Origin of the sequence: uncultured Shimia sp., assembly GCF_947493595.1 — a bacterium.
Classification (GTDB): Bacteria; Pseudomonadota; Alphaproteobacteria; order Rhodobacterales; family Rhodobacteraceae; genus Shimia.
The window spans coordinates 439,861-457,569 of the sequence record NZ_CANLRL010000002.1; the positions used below are offsets into that span (position 1 = coordinate 439,861).

Sequence of the window (17,709 nt, forward strand, 5' to 3'; positions counted from 1 at the left end):
GGTTTAGCCGAGCCCAGCGCGCAGGCAGTCGTGGATGTGCAAGAGGCCCTCGGGGGTGCCTGCGCCATTGGGGTCAATCACAAACAGACAGGTGATCTTGCGTTGGTTCATGATTGCTACCGCCTCTTCGGCCAAGGCGCCCGGCGCGATGGTTTGCGGATCGGCGGTCATGACCTCGATGGCGGTTCGGTCCAGCAGGCCGTCCATGTGGCGGCGCAAGTCCCCGTCGGTGACAATGCCGAGGAGCGCGCCGCTGTCATTGGTGACGCCAACAACGCCAAAGCCTTTTTGGCTGATTTCCAGCAACGCGTCGCTCATCGGGGTTTGTGCGTTGATCAGGGGCAGTGCTTCGCCAACATGCATCAAATCGCGCACGCGGGAAAGCTGCGCTCCCAGTTTGCCGCCCGGATGGAACTCGCGGAAGTTTTCCGGCGTGAACCGGCGGTGTTCCATGAGCGCCACAGCAAGGGCATCGCCAAGCGCGAGCGTCATGGTGGTGGTTGTGGTGGGCACCACACCAGTGCCGCAGGCTTCTTCGGCTTTGGGCAGGATCAGACCCACGTCGCTTTGTTTGATCAAGGTGCTTTCCGCGCGGCTGGCGACGCCAATCAGCGGGATGTTGAAGCGACGTGTATAGGCCACGAGATCGGCCAGCTCCGGAGTTTCGCCGGAGTTGGAGAGCACCAGTGCAACGTCGCCCTGCGCCATCATGCCAAGGTCACCGTGGCTGGCTTCCGCGGGATGCACAAAATGCGCCGGGGTGCCGGTGGAGGCAAAGGTGGCGGCAATTTTGCGGGCGATGTGGCCGGATTTGCCCATGCCGGAGATGATCACCCGGCCTTTGGCGGACAAAAGCAGCGCAACCGCCTCGCCAAACTCCACGCCCAGCCCCTCGCCCAAGGCCGTTAGGGCGGCGGTCTCAATGGAGATCACGCGGCGGGCGGTGTCCAGAAATGTCTGCTTGTCGGCATCCGTCATGGGGCGGCTCCGTTAGTGCGAAAAGATGTCCTGTTCCGGCCAGCCGGCCAGATCAAGTTTGGCGCGGGTGGGCAGGAAATCAAAGCAGGCCTGCGCCACTTCGGTCCGGCCTTCGCGGGCAAGGCGTTCGTTCAGCTTCTCGCGTAGGCCATGCAGATAGAGCACGTCGGAAGCAGCGTAGTCGAGCTGTGCCTCGGTCAGGGTTTTTGCGCCCCAATCGCTCATTTGCTGCTGTTTGGAGACGTCGACGCTCAGCAATTCCTGCAGCAGGTTTTTCAGGCCGTGGCGATCAGTGTACGTGCGCACCAGTTTGGAGGCAATTTTGGTGCAGTAGACCGGCGCAGTGAGGGCGCCAAAGGCGTGATACATTGCAGCAATGTCAAAACGGCCAAAGTGGAAGAGTTTCAACACATTTGGGTCTTCGAGCATTTTGCAAAGATTGGGCGCCTCGGTTTGGCCTTTTGCCACCTGTACGAGGTGCGCGTTGCCGTCGCCACCAGACATTTGCACAACACACAACCGGTCGCGGTGGGGGTTCAGCCCCATGGTTTCGCAGTCAATCGCGACAACCGGACCAAGGTCCAGGTCGTCAGGCAGGTCGTTTTGATACAGGAAATTTGCCATGGGTGCCTCTATGTCTCTGATGACAAGCACTTACGGCTTTGTGTGGCGTGTTTCAATGTTTCGCACGGGATTGTTGTTAATGTGGCATGGGGTTGCTTGGGCCGCGTGGCTTTACGGCGCAGGCGCGACATCCTAAGTATCGGCCATGGATAACAAAGCCCCCCAAACCGTGAGTGATGCGCTGCGTGCGACGCTTGAGACCGAAGCGCGTAAAGATGGGCCGCGTGTGCAGCGGATCGAGATTGAAGGGCAGGTGTTCTGGATCAAGCGGGTGGAGCAACTGGAGCTGCGCTACCGCTTGCAGAAAGGTGATCCGCGCAAAGCGTTTGAGCGGGAGCGGCTCGCGTATCAGGAGATGAACGCAGCAAACGCGCCAGTGCCGAGATTGATGGCTGAAGGGGCTGATTTTTTGGTGTTGCCGGATTGTGGCCGCGATTTGCGTCACTTGCTGAACCATGAAACGGACGCGGCAAGGCGGGATCAGATGCTTTTGGACGCCAGTGAGATGTTGGCTGGTTTCCATAAGTTGGGGTTTGCCCATGGGCGGCCCAGTCCTAAAGACATGTGTCATGTGGACGGGCAGATGCTGCTTTTGGATTTTGAGCGTTACAAGCATGCCAACAACACGCCGGTCGGGCAGGCGCGGGATTTGGTGGTGTTTGCGTTTAATGTGGCGGCACATTCGCCACAGATGCGGGGCAGTTTGCGGGAGGCTGTGGAGGCTTATCGCGGTGCTGCGGATCCGGCGATTTGGCCTTTGGCGCAGCGTTGGTGTCGCTGGTTGCGGTGGACAGAATGGGTGACCAAACCGTTGCAGAAGCGGCCGGAGGGGCGGGCCTTGGAGTTCAAGGCGATTCCGGTGGTGATGGATCTGTTTCTGTCCGAGAACAAACCGCTGGTCTGAGATGTGACCTAGGTTTGCGGTGTAATCGCGATCAGGTGATTGTCCCACTGCAAGGCGTGCTGCGCGGTGTCGCTTTGCAGTGTGCCGATGATGCCCGTGCCGGTGGTGAAGAGAAACCCGTCTGATGCCGGGCCAATGCCACAGACATCTTTTGCCGAAAGGATCGCGCTGGGCTGGGCAGTCTCGGTGTCAAAGACATGCAGGACATTACCGCGCGGCGAGGTGATGGCGACGAGGCGACCGTCGTTTGAGAGGGCCACGCTGCCGGCGTAGCCTTGCAGTTGTTGCTGTGCTGTCGGGGGCGCGGTGAGGAGTTCCGCCTCAGTGCCGCGTCGGTGCAGGCCAAGCAGGGGTGGAGCGACGGATTTGCTGCCTTGCCATTGCATGGCGAAGGCAACGAGCCCGTCAGTGCGCACAGCCAAATGACGGATTGAGTTTTTGTGCAGCGCGGCGGGCAGTTCGACCTGTTCCAGGACTTCTCCCGCCAAGCTAACATAGCTGAGATTAGGTTGCATCACCGGGATGTTGAGCTTGCTGCGGCCCATGTCGGGGTGGGTCTCGATGCCGCCGTTGGCAACGACAAGTGATTGGCCGTCTGGCATGATTTTGAGATCATGCGGGCCGACGCCGCCGGAAGAGAATTCCCCGATACGGGTGTAGTTTTGGGTGACATCCCAGAGGCCGATGATGCCTTCCCCCGCTTCAAAGTCATTCTCGGACGTGAAGAGCGTGCTGCCGTCAGTGGAAAACGCGCCGTGGCCGTAGAAGTGGCGGCCTTCCGGGGTGGTGAGCGTTGTCAGGACTGTACCGTCGCGGCAGTCCATCACCAAAGCAAAGCTGCCGGGACGGCGGGCGAAAGCAACCGCCTCAGCCCGTTCTGGGTGTGCAGCGGCTGCGTGGCCGCGGGCGGGCAACGGGATGGTGAAGGTGATCTCACCGGTCGTGGTGAGGCCTGCGAGCAGGTAGCTGCCGTTGGGCGCGCGGGCGGCGGAGAGGTAGTCGGGTGTGCCGACGCTGCTCCAGCCCGCGCTGGGCAGAAGGCTTGTGGCGGCGAGGCCTGCGAGCATGCGGCGGCGGGTGACCATCAGTCGCCGTCCAGCGCGTTGAAGCCAGCGGTGACATCGAGGGCTGGGCCAAGTTCTAACAGGACAAAGCTGCGGATGTTGCCGATGTATTGCTGTAGGATTTCGACACGCAGGCGGCCCTGAATGTTGGCAACGCCGGCAAAGGCTGGGTCATCTTCCAACTCTGTTGCGTGTCCCAAGGCCAGAGAAAATGCGCCGTTGAGCGATTTGGCCGGGGTCGGTGTTTGTGTGGCGAGGATATGCGCAAGTTGCTCCAAAGAGGCGAGAGACACTGTGATGTTTTGCAGGCTGCGTTCCGATCTGCGAGCTTCGGCGCGCAGGGGGCGGGGTTTGTCAAAGGTGCCTAGCGGGCGCCCGAGGCGGGCCTCTTCGTTAAATTGCAGGCCGGTGTCGAGCGTTTTGAACAGCTCGGCCACAGCCGCGAGATCAGTGGTGTAACGGCCCTCTTTTGACGGGGTGCGCATGAGATCGGCGTAGCCGTTTTGCCAATCCGCCAGAATGGCATTGGCATTGCGGTCAATGTCTTTGGTGACGGCTTGGATCAGCGTGCAGCGATAGGCGTCACTTCCGAGGGTTTGGATGCGCTCATCATAGAGCAGGAACTCCAGAGCAAAAAAGCCATGCGCGGCGATAGAGACCTCCGCAAAAGCCTCCGCGTCCAATACGGCGGGGTCTTCGGTGGAGATGAGTTTGGAGAGCGCTTTGGGGGTAAAGCCCTTGGTGTCAGGCCAGAAGGCGAGGGAGAAAGCCCGCTCTTCCTCTTCGGTGGGGCCAAAGCGCAGGTGGCTGACGGCCATCCAAGCGTTAAAGCCCTCGTGATAGGCGGCGCGCAGGGCGGCGGAGTTGTTGGCGCAGTCTTCTGCTGCGGTGTTTTTGAGCGCGCCGGTGGCCTCTGACAAGGCGGTGAAGCCGGGTAAGATGTGGTTGTCGATTGCTGTGTCCACCAGCGCAGCGGGATCCAGCGCCCAGGCGGGATGCGCAAGCAGGAGGGAGGTGGTCAGGGCAAGCAGGCGCATGGTCAGAGGCTTTCGATAAATCGGATGAGGGTGGCACGGTCTTCGGGTGGCATGGTGATCACGGTGTCTCTCATAGGCTGCGCTTCGCCGCCATGCCAGAGGATGGCTTCGAGGATATTGCGGGCGCGGCCGTCGTGCAGCAATTGCGTGTGGCCGGACACCTGACCGGTGAGGCCAATGCCCCAGAGCGGTGGTGTGCGCCACTCTTGTCCCGTCGCGCGCCCTTCGGGGCGGTTGTCAGCCAGATCCGGTCCCATGTCGTGCAACAGCATATCGGTGTAGGGCCAGATCAGCTGAAAGCTTTGGGCGGGCTGGTCTTGGAGCCGGTGGGTCACAAAGGACGGCGTGTGGCAGGAGGCGCAGCCGGTGGTGTGAAAGACTTTTTTGCCGCGCAACACTTCTGGATCATCCACGTCGCGGCGGGCGGGTACGGCGAGGTTGGCGCTGTAGAAGGTCACTAGGTCGAGGCCGATCTCATCAACCTCAAACACCCGCACATCACCGTCGCCATGGGGGCTGTTAATGCAGTCGACCTGCGCGGTGGTGCAGTCGCCGTGGCCCGCTTCAAACAGGGGAGTGGAGATACCGATATCTGCCGCAAAGGCCGCGGCGGATTGTTGGCGCAGGGTGGGGGCACCCGCCTTGAGGCCAAAGCGGCCCAGCATGGGGCGTTGGTATTCAACCGACCATGTGATGTTGGGGCGCCCGGAGATGCCATCGCCGTTTGCGTCGTCGGGATCGGCGTTTGCAAGGATGTCATCAGCGGGGATGGCATCTAGAAGGCCGAGGCCGATCATTTGCGGCGCAACGCGGGGGCTGAGCATCACGTCCGCGTGTAGCGTTCCATAGCCGAGGTCTTGCAGGGCATAAGATGGGCGTCGCAGTGTCGCGGTCTCGCCGCCGGACAACACGACGTCGAAGTCTTCGAAGGTGACTTCAATGCGAGCTTCGGCGGGGTGGCCGGGCAGGCTGAAATCCTGGATTTGGCTGCCGTAGGTCGGCTCAGGACGTGTTGCGAGGAAATCTTCGATTTGGTGAATTTGGTCCCCTTGTTGGCCGGGGATGGCCAGCTTGATCGCCAGCGATAGCGCGTCATCCTCAGGGCTGTCCGGTGCGTGGCCGCGTCCGGCACGTTGGTGGCAGCCAAGGCAGTTGCGCGCGTTGTACAGCGGGCCGAGGCCGTCGGAGGCCAGGGTGGAGCTGGGGGAGGAGACCCAGAGTTTGTCAAACATCGCTTCACCCATGCGGAAGGTGAGGCCATCTTCTTTGCTGAGATTGGCTGAGGGTTGTTTGAAAGCAAAGGCATCGGTGCGAGCCGGGACCGTGGCGGCGCCAGCAGGGCGGGATTCAAACCTATGCGGTTTGGAAAAATCGGTGGGGGCGGCGGTGACGCTTTGGATGCGCTGGACCTCGTCGTCGGTGCGGGGCACGACGTTGAGGTGGCGGTCATCCAGTGCGTGGGCTGACGTGCTGGCAAAGAGTGTGCAGAAGACCGTGGCGGAGGAAAGTCGCATTGGCGGGGCCTTGGAAAGTAAAAAAGGGGCGGCGGGATGGCCGCCCCTCACATGTCTTACGTCGGTGACGTTGGTATTAGTGGAACACAGCGTCTGGGTTGTCGAGGCTGTCGGAGCCTTCAAACGCCAGGTTGTCCAAGCCAAGCGCCGTCACAGCGGCTTCGATGGATTTGGTCTGATCCACCAGACCGTCCACGCCCCCCATGACCAGTGCTTCGCCAGCTGCGTTGCCGCGTTCCAGCATTTGGTCGTAGGAGAAACCTGCCTCGGCGGCGGTTTTGATGCGGCCCAGCGACATCATGGTGGTGGAGAGCTTGGATTGCAGCTCTGCGTCCAGATCGGCGTTCACTTCTGCCACGAGATCAGACACGGATGGGCCAGACACCAAGGAGCCATCTACACGCACGTATTCACCAAGGTAGACGTTCTGGATGCCCAGGCCGTCGTAGTAGTGGCTGTTGTGGGTGTTGTCGGAGAAGCAGTCGTGCTCTTCTTCTGGATCGTTCAGCAGCAGGCCAAGGCGCATACGCTCACCAGCTTGCTCGCCGTAGGACAGGGAGCCCATGCCGGTTAGGATGGCCACGATGCCAGCGTCCGCGTTGCCGGTAACTGTTGCCCGGGCTTCGCCGTCTGTGGACCACTGAGCGGCCATGAATTCCAGATCGGAGACCAGCAGGTCGGTTGCGGCTTTCAGGTAGGCGCCGCGACGGTCACAGTTGTCGCCGGTGCAGGCGTCGCCCGCTGCGAAGTCGGTCCAAGGGCGGTCACCCGCGCCGTGGTTGTGGCCGTTCATGTCCTGGCCCCAGAGCAGGAATTCGATGGCATGGTAGCCGGTGGCAACGTTGGCTTCTACGCCGTCAGCTTCGTGCAGGCTTTCCAGCAGGGCTGGGGTGATTTCTGCGGCGTCAATGGTTTCGCCGGAGATTTCGAAAGACGCGTTGGCGATCACGTTCAGCGCGGCTAGCGGGTTCTCGTCTGATGGGCCACCGTAGGCAGCGTCTACATAGTCGATCAGACCTTCGTCCAGTGGCCAAGCGTTCACTTTGCCTTCCCAGTCATCCACAGCGGCGTTGCCAAAGCGGTAAACTTCGGTCTGCTGGTACGGCACGCGGGAGGCCAACCATGCGCCTTGGGCGTTGTGCAGCGCTTCGGCGGATGGGTTTTCGATCAGCGCGTTCACAGCCGCTTGCAGTGTTTTGGCGGTGATCAGGCTGTCTTCGTATTTGGCGGCGGCGATGTCTGCGTAGTTGGCAACGACGTCCGCTTTGTTGGCGGCGAAAGCCGGGGCGGTCAGTGCGAGCACAGCCGCAGAAGTGGTCAAAAATGTACGAGTCATGGAATCCGGTCCCTGTTGAGAATTGCGGGCATAACTGACTACTTTTGTCGACTTCGTCAATCCTTATTAATTTTGTATGTTTTTGAGTGCGACGGAATGCCCCGCACTCAAAGAGGTGCCGAAAATAGATCTTATTGCGCGTCGAGCAGGTGTTCGTAGCGCGCGTCGGTCAGGGTCTTGAGGAAGGCGACAATGGCATCGACACGCTGATCATCGAGTGCTGGGCCGTGCGTTAGCTCTTCAAATGCCAAGGTTGCAGGCACGGCAGGCATGCGGAAGGTCTTGCCGGTTTCCGGGTTGGTGCGGCGTGCGGGATCGGTGGTGTTGAATTGGTTGTAGAACAACACAACGGTGCGCAGGTCTTCAAACACGCCGTTGTGCATATAGGGACCGGTGACGGCCACATTGCGCAAGGTGGGGGTTTTGAATTTACCGCGCAGGGTCGGGTTGCTGTCCATATCCGGATGCGCGGCAAGGCCGACGTCCACGGTGCCGGGTTTCACGCCGTTGAGGGCGCGCAGGGACAGGTTTTCCGGAACGCCGATGTTGTGGTGTTCGTAGTTGGAGAACGTCTCCTGTGGGTCCATCGCGTTTGTGCCCAGCTGGTGGCACAGGTTGCAGTTGGTGAACTGCTCAGAGAAAAACAGGACGCGGCCGAGGTCTTCTTCGCGGGTCAATTCGACTTCGCCGCGCAGGAAACGGTCGTATTTGCTGTCAAACGGCGCAAACACCTCGGTGCGCTCAAAGGCGGCAATGGCGTCGGTCATGGCAGTGTAGCCGGTTGCCGGATCGCTGAGAACATCCCCGTCAAACAGGGCCGGGAAAGCCTGTGTGTAGATCGGATCTTCGAGAAGGCGTGTGATCACAGCGGCCTCATCAGCCATGCCCATTTCGATAGGATTCAGCGGCGGGCCGCCGGCTTGATCCTCCAGGCGGTTGGCGCGGCCATCCCAGAATTGGCCGCCCGTCCAAATGCCATCTGCGTTTTTGTGGAACTCTGGTGTGAAGGCGGCATAAGCGGCGCTGGGTGCGTTGCGATCTCCGAGCGACTCACCATCATCGCCAATCGAGGCCATGCCACGCGGGTCGGCAAAGCCGCGCTCTGGATCATGGCAAGTGGCGCAAGATTGGGTGCGGTTGGCCGAGAGGTTCACATCAAAGAACAGGCGTTCACCGAGGGCTTCTAGAGTGGTGGGGACGTCTTCCGCCAAAGCTGGCGAGGAGGCGAGCACACATGCAATAGCGAGAGAGCGATACATTGGGGTGTCCCATTTCTGACTAGTTTTGTCAGTTTTTTGCGCCTGTTTATTGAGCGGGTCAACTGCCGTCTTGCCGCACCCCAAAAAACAAAAAGCCCCCGGCATTGCGAGGGCTTTTCAATAATTGTGCGGTCGGATCAGCGGTCGCGGAATTGTGCTTCGCGCTTTTCCATAAAGGCGGCCATGCCTTCTTTCTGATCTTCGGTCGCAAACAGCGAGTGGAAGGCGCGGCGTTCGAACAGAAGACCTTCACGCAGGGAGCTTTCAAAGCTGCGATTCACAGCCTCTTTGGCGGTGCGCGCGGCGATCAGAGATTTCTCTGCGATCTTCTGCGCGGCGCTCATGGTTTCTTCCATCAGCTTTTTGGCAGGCACAACACGGCTCACAAGGCCGGAACGCTCCGCTTCTTCGGCGTTCATGAAGCGGCCGGTCAGGTTCATGTCCATGGATTTGGACTTGCCCACAGCGCGGGTCAGGCGTTGGCTGCCGCCGATGCCGGCGATTACGCCGAGATTGATCTCTGGCTGGCCAAATTTCGCGGTCTCAGAAGCGATGATGAAGTCACAAGCCATCGCCAATTCACAGCCGCCACCCAAGGCGTAGCCGGATACGGCCGCGATGACAGGCTTGCGGATGTCTTGGATGCGGTCGCCAAACTCGGCAAACAGGTTGGAGAGGTTCACGTCCGCAAAGCTCATCGCCGACATCTCTTTGATGTCGGCGCCTGCGGCGAAAGCCTTCTCGGAGCCCGTGATGACGATGCAGCGCACCTTGTCGTTGGCGTCGGCGCTTTCCAGCGCTTCCTGGAGTTCCCCAATCAACTGCTGGCTCAGGGCGTTCAATGCGTCTGGGCGGTTCAGCTTGATAAGGGCGACGTGGTCTTCGATATCGACGATGATCGTCTCAAAAGCCATGAGTTATGCTTTCATTGTTCCGGTCAGGAGTGATTGATTACCATTTGATGAAACTGGATCAAGCTATCTTTGGCATTGCGGGCAGTAGAAAGACGAGCGGCCAGATTGGGTGATTCGGCATATTTTGCTAGTGCAATCGGGGGTTTTACAGGGTTCTCCCTCGCGTCCGTAGACGTCAAAACTGTGTTGAAAATATCCCAGTTCGCCGTCGGCTTGGCGGAAGTCACGTAACGAACTTCCTCCGGCGTCTATGGCCTCCTGCAAAACATCGCGGATGATAGGCACAAGACTGTGTGCGCGCGCTTGCGAAATCGCCCCTGCTTTGCGTTTTGGCGCTATCCCTGCGCGAAAGAGCGCCTCACAGACATAGATGTTGCCCAAGCCCGCCACGATGCGTTGATCGAGCAGGGCAGATTTGATGGGCGTGTTCTTTTTGCTGAGTCGCTTAGCCAGATAGGATTCGTGGAAATCATTACCCAGTGGCTCGGGGCCAAGCTTGGCAATGAGGGTGTGTGTTTCGGTGTTGTCGCTTGGCAAAAGATCCATGGCACCAAAGCGGCGGGGGTCGTTGAAGGTGATGCGTGCGCCGTTGTCCATGTCAAACACCACATGGTCATGTTTTTCAGCCTTCGGGTGGTCGTGGGCAAATTGTCCCAGCGGGTCGCCGGAGACGGTCATGCGGCCAGACATGCCAAGATGGATGAGCAACGACTCGTTGGTGTCGAGGTCTGCGAGGATGTATTTGGAGCGGCGGCGCAGCTGTGTCACTTTTGCGCCGGTGAGCCGTTCGGCCATGCGCTCAGGGAAGGGCCAGCGCAAGTCGGGGCGATTGACCTGCGCACGGGCAATGGTCGCCCCTTCCATGGCAGGTTGCAGACCACGGCGTACGGTTTCGACTTCGGGCAGTTCAGGCATTCTCACCTCTGGGTTCCAAGACACTCAGACCATGCGCGAGGTTGCTGGGCGGGATCAAGCCGCGTTTTGGCGCACAAAGCCGGTGCCAAATCAGCGCATTGTACCTGTTTGGACAGCCCTATATGAATGTGGCAACCAAGAGGATTTCGCATCATGGCGGATAGCAATAACACCACCCATTTTGGCTTTGAAACTGTGCCTGAGGCCGAGAAGGCCGGGCGCGTACAGGGCGTTTTTGGCTCGGTTGCCAGCAAATACGACATTATGAATGATGTTATGTCGATGGGCATCCACCGCATCTGGAAAGACGCGATGATGGATTGGCTGGCACCCCGTCCGGGGCAGAAGCTTCTGGATGTGGCGGGCGGGACCGGCGATGTGTCGTTCAAATTCCTGAAACGCGCGGGAAGTGGCCATGCCACAGTGTGTGATTTGACGGAACCGATGTTGGTGGCAGGGCGCCAGCGAGCGGAAGCGGACCATATGTCTGAGAGCCTCGACTGGGTGGTTGGGGACGCGATGGCGCTGCCGTTTGAGGACAACACGTTTGACGTCTACACCATCAGTTTTGGCATTCGGAATGTGACGCGGCCGCAGGAAGCGCTGAATGAAGCGTTTCGGGTTCTGAAGCCCGGTGGGCGCTTGATGGTTCTGGAATTCAGTCAGATTCCCAATGACATGATGCAGAAGGTCTATGACCTCTATTCGTTCAACATCATTCCGCAGATGGGCAAAGTGATCGCCAATGATCGCGACAGCTATCAGTATCTGGTCGAGAGCATCCGTAAATTCCCGGATCAGGACACGTTCCTGGATATGGTGAAAACCGCTGGGTTTGAGAATGCCAAGTACCGCAATCTGACCATGGGCATTGCCGCACTGCATTCGGGTTGGAAGCTGTGAGAGGGCCGCACAATATTATCCGACTGATCCGCACCGGCGCCACGCTAGAGCGCACCGGCGCGATGAAGGTGGTGATGGATGCGTTTGAGGCACCTACCTTGGTGCGCGTCGTGCTGCGTGGATTGGTTTGGCCGTTTCAATGGCTGGGCTACAAGGGGGATGCAGAGGCGCCGCCTTTGCCGCGTGCGCTGACAGCGCTGGGGCCCGCTTACATCAAGTTTGGACAGGTACTGTCGACACGTCCCGACGTTGTGGGCGGCGATTTGGCCGGCGAGTTGCGCGTGTTGCAGGACAAGCTGCCGCCATTTGATTTGGTCACAGCCAAGGCAGAGGTTGAATCTGAGTTGGGTCAGCCTGTGGATGAGATTTTCTCCGAGTTTTCGGAGCCGGTGGCTGCGGCGTCGATTGCGCAAGTGCACCGCGCCCGGTTGCGGGAAACCGGTGAAGAGGTTGCGGTGAAAATCCTGCGTCCAGGTATCGAGAAGGCGTTTCGCAAAGACATCGATGCCTTCTATCTGGCGGCCAACACCATCGAAATCCTGTCGCCTGGCTCGCGCCGATTGCGGCCGCGGGATGTGATTGAGCATTTTGACCGTGGTGTGACATCAGAACTGGACCTGCGTCTTGAGAGTGCAAATGCCAGTGAATATGCGGCCAATTCGGCGGAGGATCCTGGGTATCAGGTGCCCACCGTTCAGTGGGAGCATTCCGCGCGCCGGGTGATGACGCTGGGCTGGGCGGAAGGCGCGCCCATAGGCGACAACGAGGCTTTGGATGCAGCAGGACATGATCGCCATGCGCTGGGCAGTCGGATTCTGGAACTGTTCCTGAACCATGCGTTGCGCGATGGGTATTTCCATGCGGACATGCACCAGGGCAACATGAAGGTTGCCGCCAACGGGGATATCATTGTCTATGACTTTGGCATCATGGGCTACATCGACGAGTATACACGTCGGGTTTATGCGGAAATTCTCTATGGCTTCATTCAGCGGGATTACAAACGTGTAGCCGAGGTGCATTTTGAGGCGGGCTATGTGCCGGCAGATCAGGATGTGGATGAATTTGCACGCGCCTTGCGGGCGGTGGGCGAGCCAATCTTTGGCATGGACGCGACGCGGATTTCGATGGGACGGCTGTTGAGCTACCTATTTGAAGTCACAGAGCGTTTTGGCATGGAGACCCGCACCGAGTTGATCCTGCTGCAGCGCACCATGGTTGTGGTGGAAGGTGTGGCGCGATCGTTGGATCCGCGCGTGAACATCTGGGATGTGGCGAAACCTGTTGTGGCGGACTACATCAAAGGCAGCATTGGACCACGGGCAGTGCTCAGTGATCTGGCCAAGACCGCGCGGGTGTTGTCACGCTTTGGGCCACGACTGCCGGCGATGGTGGAGGCGGCGTTGATTGCGCAGTCCGAGGATAAGGCCCAGCTATCTCGTCCCGTATGGCCCTGGATGATATCCGGCATCGGGCTTGGTGTTTTTGGCACGGTGGCAACTTTGGCGTTTGGCTTGGCGCTCTGGCACTGACAGAGGGGCCAGCCCCTCTTGGCCTGTGGCCAATTCACCCCGGGATATTTCTTGCCAAATGAAGGCTTTAGGCGCTGCCCCAGGCTCTGCGTAAGCTGAGCCGGACCCAACGCAAATGAGGCGCCCGTTGGGGCGTCTCTCTTTTTTTTGGGGGGGGCTTGCCGCCTTGTTAAAGCAGACCTGCGTGCGCCATGGCGGCGTCGATCTGTGCCTTTGTGGCGTCGGTCAGACCGGTCAGTGGCAGGCGGACCTCTTCGTTGCACATGCCCAAGCGGGACATCGCGTATTTCGCACCCACCAGACCGGGCTCAACAAAGATGGCCTCGTGCAGTGGCATCAGCTTGTCCTGATACTCCAGCGCTTTGGCGTAGTCGCCAGAAAGAGTGGCCGCCTGGAATTCGGCGCAGAGTTTTGGCGCGACGTTGGCTGTCACGGAGATGCAGCCGACACCGCCGTGCGCGTTGAAGCCCAGAGCTGTCGCGTCTTCGCCGGACAGCTGAATGAAGTCTGCGCCACAGCTGGCACGTTGCTGGCTTGGACGGGCCAGATCGCCAGTGGCGTCTTTCACACCCACAATACGTGGCAGCTTGGCCAGCTCGCCCATGGTTTCCGGTGTCATGTCGACAACCGAGCGGCCAGGGATGTTGTAGATGATGATCGGCAACTCACAGCAGTCATGCACCGCGGTAAAATGTGCGATCAGGCCGCGTTGTGTTGGCTTGTTGTAGTACGGTGTCACCACAAGGATGCCATCTGCGCCCACTTTCTCGGCGTGCTGGGCAAAGCGGATGGCTTCCAGAGTGTTGTTGGAGCCGGCGCCTGCGATCACTGGCACGCGGCCAGCGGCGGCTTTCACCACTTCGCTCACCATAGTTTCGTGCTCTTCGTGGCTCAGCGTTGGGCTTTCACCGGTGGTGCCCACGGGCACAAAACCATCGGTGCCTTCACCAATGTGCCACTCGACGATCTTCTTGAGCGTTTCCAAATCCAGCTCGCCGTTCGTAAACGGCGTGATGAGTGCGGGGTAGGACCCTTTGAACATGGCACGCTCCTTTTTATGCGTAGCTGGGCGGAATTGCCCATTTTGGTAAATCGCGCGGACCCTAGCGGGAAGTTGCCCACTTGCCAAGATTGTGAGTTGAGGCCTTCGGGTGCGCGGCGTATCGTGCGGGTTCTATCCTGTCTGGCATAGGAAAATGCAAGCCATGTTGCGTCTTTTTCTGACTCTGTTTGTGGCCTTGCTGGTCGCTGTTCCCGCAAATGCGCAGTTTCGCGACGAACTTCGCGCTGCGATGACCTCAATCCGTGCCAAAGATTGGGACGGAGCCGCCAAGGCGGTGCGTGAGACCGATCAGGTCACACGTGACATTGTGGAGTGGCATAGATTGCGCGCGGGCGAAGGCTCGGCAGATCAGGTCTTGGCGTTTTTGGATCGGCGCGGCGATTGGCCGGGGTTGCCTTATTTGCGTAAGCAGTCGGAGGCAGCGTTTGAGGATGTGAGCGGCGAGATGGCGTTGTCGTTCTTTGTGCATGGTCCGGCACAGACTGCCGAAGGGGCATTGGCGCAGGCCAAGGTTCTGATGCAGGCCGGTGAGGAGGGCGCGGCGCAGGCCACGATTGTGGAAGCCTGGCGCACCATGGCGATGAACAACACCACCAAGGCGGACTATCTTGCGCGTTATGGGGATTTGTTAAAACCACATCACACAGCGCGGCTGGATGCGATGCTGTGGAAGAATTGGACCTCCAACTCTGAGGCGATGTATGCCCATGTGCCGGAAGGTTGGGTGGCTTTGGCCAAGGCACGGCTTGGGCTGCGGGCGATGGCCAAAGGTGTGGACGGGTTGATTGCGGCTGTGCCGGACAGTTTGCAGGATGATCCGGGGTTGGCGCATGAGCGGTTTGTTTGGCGGCATCGCAAAGACCGCAACGACAGCGCCATTGAGTTGATCCTGGCGCGCAGCAAAGCGGGCACGTTGGGGGAGCCAGAGGAATGGGCCCCACGGCGCCGGTCCTTGATCCGAAATCAGATGCGCGCGGGGAACTACAAAACCGCCTATGCCTTGGCTGCGACCCATAAGCTGACGCCTGAGGCGGGCTATGCCTATTCCGATTGTGAGTGGCTGGCGGGCTATCTGGCGTTGCGGTTTTTGAACCGGCCGGAGGAGGCTGCCGCGCATTTTTTGAATTTTGCCCAGTCGGTGGAAACGCCAATTTCGCTGGGGCGCGCGGGCTATTGGCTGGGCCGTGCCTATGAGGCGATGGGCGATAAGACCACCGCGCAACAGGCCTACGTGGCGGGTGGCGCGCATCAGACCAGTTTCTATGGGCTATTGGCGGCGGAGAAGGCCGGGATTGCGCATGATCCGGCCTTGTCTGGCCAAGAGCGATTTCCGGATTGGCAGAAGGCGAGCTGGACCACATCAAGTGTGCACAAAGCGGCGCGTGCCTTGTTGGCGGCGGGCGAGTTGAGCCTGGCGGAACGGTTTTGGGTGCATTTGAGCGAGACACAGGATCGCACGGGTCTGGGCCAACTGGGCCAGATGGCGTTGGACCTGGGGCAACCGCATATTGCGGTGATGCTGGGCAAACAAATGGTGCGCATGGGGGTAACTCTGCCGGGGCCGTATTATCCGCTGCATCCGCTGGTCGATCAGAAACTGCCGGTGGCGGATGAGCTGTCCTTGGCAATTGCGCGGCGAGAGAGCGAGTTTGATCCGTTGGTGGTGAGCCATGCAGGCGCGCGGGGCTTGATGCAGTTGATGCCGGGCACGGCGCGGGATGTGTCTGCGGAGATTGGGGAAGTCTATGTGCTGGGTAATCTGACCTCTGATCCGGGCTACAACGCGCGGTTGGGCAGTGCCTATCTGGCTGGGTTGGCGGAACGGTTTGACGGTAATATCATCATGATTTCTGCAGGTTATAATGCGGGTCCACATCGCCCTACACGCTGGATGGCGAGCAATGGAGATCCGCGTGGTGGATCGGTTGAGGCGATGATTGACTGGATCGAGATGATCCCGTTCAACGAAACCCGCAACTATGTGATGCGGGTGTCCGAGAGCTTGCCAGTCTATCGTGCGCGGTTGGGTAAAGATCCACATCCGGTGCCGTTTGGTCAGGAGATCACGGGTGGCACCATCAAAGTGCGCGAATGACTCAGGCGGATTGGCGTTCTCGCCACCAAGTGAACAGACCTGCGGCCAGCACAATGCCTGCGCCAATGGCCACGTTTAGGCGCAAAGTCTCACCAAAGGCGGCCATGCCAAGCGCGGCGGCAAAGGGCAGTTGCAGGTAGGCAAAGGGCTGCACCGCGCTGGCCTCGGCCACCTCATATGTGCGGATCAGCAACCAGTGGCCGAAGACACCGGTGCAACAGAGCGTGCCCATCCAGAGCCAGTCGTTGCCCGAAATGGGCTCCCAAAAGAACAGGCCAATGGCGGTCATGACGATGCAGCCGATCACGCCAGTGTAGAAAAAGCTGGTTTGGCCAGTGTCACCCCGGGCGACGTAGCGGGTCATGAGGCCGTAGACCGCAAACATCAGCGCGCCAACAAGTGGCACAATGGCGGCGGGGCTGAAGACGCCGGAGCCGGGTTGCAGGATGATCAAAACGCCAACCGCGCCGACGCCGATTGCGGCCCAGCGACGCCAGCCGACACGCTCGCCTAAAACTGGGCCGGAGAGGGCTGCGATTATCAGTGGGTAGCAGATGAAGATGGCGTGACTTTCTGTGAGGCCCAGCAGAGTGAAGGCCACCACGGTCACACATATTTCCAGTGCCAAGAGCGCGCCTCGGCCAATTTGCAGCAGCGGGAATTTGGTGCGGGCCACGGCCTTGATACCGCCGGGTTGGCGGGAGGACAGCGCGATGACGAATAGCGCAAAGAACCAGTAGCGGATCATCACCACGAGGTAGGTGTTGTACTCGCTCGCCAAGTGGCGGGAGATGCCGTCTTGCAGCGCAAAGACCAGCGTGGTGAGCGACATCAACATAATGCCAAGGCGATTGTTGGGCTCAGTCATGTGGCGGGCTTTTCACATTGGGTCATGTGGCGTTTGCGGCCAAATCCCGGGGTGCGGGTGACGGAGAAGCCTGCGGCCTCCAGATTGCGGCGCACAAAACCTGCGGCGGTGTAGGTCGCGGCCGTGCCGCCTGCTTTGGTGTGGGCGCCGACTTGGGCCATCAGGTCTGCATCCCAGAGTTCGGGGTTCTTGGCGGGGGAGAAGCCGTCCAGAAACCATGCGTCCGCCTCAAAGCTCTGCGCCGCAAGGGTCTGACGCGCGTCGCCAATCACCACGTGGGCGTGGATGCCTGCAAGCGTGGCAAGGGTTGGGTCTTCGGCGTAAGCCGTAACGAGGCGGGTGGCGTATTCGCTTAACTCAGGGAAAGCGGCGAGAGCCTTTTCCATTTCCTCAGCGCTCATCGGGAAGGCTTCGAAGGTGGTAAAGCTGAGCGGCGTGGTTTGACCGCTTTCTTCCCAAGCCTTCCAGACAGTCAGCAGGTTGAGGCCGGTGCCAAAGCCCAGTTCGGCAATGTGAAAACCAGGGGCAAAGCGCGCGGGCAGTTGATTGCCGTCCAGAAACACATGGCGTGTTTCGGCCAGCCCGTTGTCGAGGCTGAAATACGGGTCATCAAACCGGGTGGACACCGGGATGACGTTGTCTCGCCAATCGAGATCCGCGTGCTGGTCGCTCATGTCGCTTTGCCTTATGGAGGTGACGGCGC

The 17,709-nt window shown here is 59.8% G+C and carries 16 protein-coding genes; 4 read left to right on the forward strand and 12 right to left on the reverse strand.

What is annotated here, in order from left to right; all coding sequences use genetic code 11:
- Nucleotides 1–3: 3 nt before the first annotated feature.
- Together Q0955_RS07660 and Q0955_RS07665 are read right to left on the reverse strand one after the other, a co-directional pair.
- Nucleotides 4–978: a KpsF/GutQ family sugar-phosphate isomerase gene (locus Q0955_RS07660; RefSeq protein ID WP_299422588.1), complete on the reverse strand. Its 975-nt coding sequence runs from the start codon at nt 976–978 to the stop codon at nt 4–6.
- A 12-nt stretch (nt 979–990) separates the two neighbouring features.
- Nucleotides 991–1,602: a ribonuclease D gene (locus tag Q0955_RS07665; protein ID WP_299422591.1), complete on the reverse strand. Its 612-nt coding sequence runs from the start codon at nt 1,600–1,602 to the stop codon at nt 991–993.
- Between the two features lie 145 nt (nt 1,603–1,747).
- Here Q0955_RS07665 and Q0955_RS07670 point away from each other — a divergent pair, with 145 nt between their 5' ends.
- Nucleotides 1,748–2,506, forward strand: coding sequence for a hypothetical protein (locus Q0955_RS07670; protein ID WP_299422594.1), 759 nt, complete (start codon nt 1,748–1,750; stop codon nt 2,504–2,506).
- Between the two features lie 8 nt (nt 2,507–2,514).
- On the opposite strand, the gene Q0955_RS07675 is transcribed toward Q0955_RS07670, so the two are convergent.
- The 7 genes from Q0955_RS07675 to mutM form a co-directional block, all read right to left on the reverse strand.
- A complete protein-coding gene (locus Q0955_RS07675) occupies nt 2,515–3,591 on the reverse strand; it encodes a DUF1513 domain-containing protein (RefSeq protein WP_299422597.1) in 1,077 nt (358 codons plus the stop codon).
- A complete protein-coding gene (locus tag Q0955_RS07680) occupies nt 3,591–4,607 on the reverse strand; it encodes an imelysin family protein (protein WP_299422600.1) in 1,017 nt (338 codons plus the stop codon). The genes Q0955_RS07675 and Q0955_RS07680 overlap by 1 nt, the downstream gene beginning before the upstream one ends.
- Before the next feature lie 2 nt (nt 4,608–4,609).
- Complete coding sequence (locus tag Q0955_RS07685) at nt 4,610–6,121, reverse strand: di-heme oxidoredictase family protein (RefSeq protein WP_299422603.1); 1,512 nt, start codon at nt 6,119–6,121, stop codon at nt 4,610–4,612.
- Between the two features lie 76 nt (nt 6,122–6,197).
- Nucleotides 6,198–7,457 (reverse strand): imelysin family protein, encoded by a 1,260-nt coding sequence (locus tag Q0955_RS07690; protein ID WP_299422606.1) that lies wholly within the window; start codon nt 7,455–7,457, stop codon nt 6,198–6,200.
- Nucleotides 7,458–7,588: 131 nt separating this feature from the next.
- Nucleotides 7,589–8,716 carry a cytochrome c peroxidase gene (locus tag Q0955_RS07695; RefSeq protein WP_299422608.1) on the reverse strand — a complete coding sequence of 376 codons (1,128 nt, stop codon included), beginning with the start codon at nt 8,714–8,716 and terminating at the stop codon, nt 7,589–7,591.
- Between the two features lie 137 nt (nt 8,717–8,853).
- Nucleotides 8,854–9,630: an enoyl-CoA hydratase gene (locus tag Q0955_RS07700; RefSeq protein ID WP_283424760.1), complete on the reverse strand. Its 777-nt coding sequence runs from the start codon at nt 9,628–9,630 to the stop codon at nt 8,854–8,856.
- A gap of 63 nt (nt 9,631–9,693) precedes the next feature.
- Nucleotides 9,694–10,545 (reverse strand): bifunctional DNA-formamidopyrimidine glycosylase/DNA-(apurinic or apyrimidinic site) lyase, encoded by an 852-nt coding sequence (gene mutM / locus Q0955_RS07705; RefSeq protein WP_299422613.1) that lies wholly within the window; start codon nt 10,543–10,545, stop codon nt 9,694–9,696.
- A 153-nt stretch (nt 10,546–10,698) separates the two neighbouring features.
- Here mutM and ubiE point away from each other — a divergent pair, with 153 nt between their 5' ends.
- Nucleotides 10,699–11,448, forward strand: coding sequence for a bifunctional demethylmenaquinone methyltransferase/2-methoxy-6-polyprenyl-1,4-benzoquinol methylase UbiE (ubiE, locus tag Q0955_RS07710; RefSeq protein ID WP_299422616.1), 750 nt, complete (start codon nt 10,699–10,701; stop codon nt 11,446–11,448).
- On the forward strand, nt 11,445–12,980 hold the full coding sequence (ubiB, locus tag Q0955_RS07715; RefSeq protein ID WP_299422619.1) for a 2-polyprenylphenol 6-hydroxylase: 1,536 nt from the start codon (nt 11,445–11,447) through the stop codon (nt 12,978–12,980). The genes ubiE and ubiB overlap by 4 nt, the downstream gene beginning before the upstream one ends.
- A gap of 169 nt (nt 12,981–13,149) precedes the next feature.
- Here the strand turns inward: ubiB and dapA are convergent, their stop codons facing one another.
- Nucleotides 13,150–14,022, reverse strand: a complete 873-nt coding sequence (gene dapA / locus Q0955_RS07720) for a 4-hydroxy-tetrahydrodipicolinate synthase (protein WP_299422621.1) — start codon at nt 14,020–14,022, stop codon at nt 13,150–13,152.
- Between the two features lie 163 nt (nt 14,023–14,185).
- Between dapA and Q0955_RS07725 the strand changes: the two genes are divergently transcribed.
- On the forward strand, nt 14,186–16,138 hold the full coding sequence (locus Q0955_RS07725; RefSeq protein WP_299422624.1) for a lytic transglycosylase domain-containing protein: 1,953 nt from the start codon (nt 14,186–14,188) through the stop codon (nt 16,136–16,138).
- Nucleotide 16,139: 1 nt separating this feature from the next.
- Here Q0955_RS07725 and Q0955_RS07730 read toward each other — a convergent pair whose 3' ends face one another.
- Together Q0955_RS07730 and mnmD are read right to left on the reverse strand one after the other, a co-directional pair.
- Nucleotides 16,140–17,006, reverse strand: a complete 867-nt coding sequence (locus tag Q0955_RS07730) for a DMT family transporter (RefSeq protein WP_299422627.1) — start codon at nt 17,004–17,006, stop codon at nt 16,140–16,142.
- Nucleotides 17,003–17,680 carry a tRNA (5-methylaminomethyl-2-thiouridine)(34)-methyltransferase MnmD gene (mnmD, locus tag Q0955_RS07735; RefSeq protein WP_299422630.1) on the reverse strand — a complete coding sequence of 226 codons (678 nt, stop codon included), beginning with the start codon at nt 17,678–17,680 and terminating at the stop codon, nt 17,003–17,005. Before mnmD ends, Q0955_RS07730 begins: the two co-directional genes overlap by 4 nt.
- Nucleotides 17,681–17,709: the final 29 nt, after the last annotated feature.

What these genes read in the sequence shown, in the direction of transcription:
- mutM (WP_299422613.1), bottom strand. Translation starts at nt 10,545, where the DNA reads ATGCCTGAACTGCCCGAAGTCGAAACCGTACGCCGTGGTCTGCAACCT.
- Q0955_RS07660 (WP_299422588.1), bottom strand. Translation starts at nt 978, where the DNA reads ATGACGGATGCCGACAAGCAGACATTTCTGGACACCGCCCGCCGCGTG.
- ubiE (WP_299422616.1), top strand. Translation starts at nt 10,699, where the DNA reads ATGGCGGATAGCAATAACACCACCCATTTTGGCTTTGAAACTGTGCCT.
- dapA (WP_299422621.1), bottom strand. Translation starts at nt 14,022, where the DNA reads ATGTTCAAAGGGTCCTACCCCGCACTCATCACGCCGTTTACGAACGGC.
- Q0955_RS07700 (WP_283424760.1), bottom strand. Translation starts at nt 9,630, where the DNA reads ATGGCTTTTGAGACGATCATCGTCGATATCGAAGACCACGTCGCCCTT.
- Q0955_RS07670 (WP_299422594.1), top strand. Translation starts at nt 1,748, where the DNA reads ATGGATAACAAAGCCCCCCAAACCGTGAGTGATGCGCTGCGTGCGACG.
- mnmD (WP_299422630.1), bottom strand. Translation starts at nt 17,680, where the DNA reads ATGAGCGACCAGCACGCGGATCTCGATTGGCGAGACAACGTCATCCCG.
- Q0955_RS07725 (WP_299422624.1), top strand. Translation starts at nt 14,186, where the DNA reads ATGTTGCGTCTTTTTCTGACTCTGTTTGTGGCCTTGCTGGTCGCTGTT.
- Q0955_RS07675 (WP_299422597.1), bottom strand. Translation starts at nt 3,591, where the DNA reads ATGGTCACCCGCCGCCGCATGCTCGCAGGCCTCGCCGCCACAAGCCTT.
- Q0955_RS07695 (WP_299422608.1), bottom strand. Translation starts at nt 8,716, where the DNA reads ATGTATCGCTCTCTCGCTATTGCATGTGTGCTCGCCTCCTCGCCAGCT.
- Q0955_RS07730 (WP_299422627.1), bottom strand. Translation starts at nt 17,006, where the DNA reads ATGACTGAGCCCAACAATCGCCTTGGCATTATGTTGATGTCGCTCACC.
- Q0955_RS07690 (WP_299422606.1), bottom strand. Translation starts at nt 7,457, where the DNA reads ATGACTCGTACATTTTTGACCACTTCTGCGGCTGTGCTCGCACTGACC.
- Q0955_RS07665 (WP_299422591.1), bottom strand. Translation starts at nt 1,602, where the DNA reads ATGGCAAATTTCCTGTATCAAAACGACCTGCCTGACGACCTGGACCTT.
- Q0955_RS07685 (WP_299422603.1), bottom strand. Translation starts at nt 6,121, where the DNA reads ATGCGACTTTCCTCCGCCACGGTCTTCTGCACACTCTTTGCCAGCACG.
- Q0955_RS07680 (WP_299422600.1), bottom strand. Translation starts at nt 4,607, where the DNA reads ATGCGCCTGCTTGCCCTGACCACCTCCCTCCTGCTTGCGCATCCCGCC.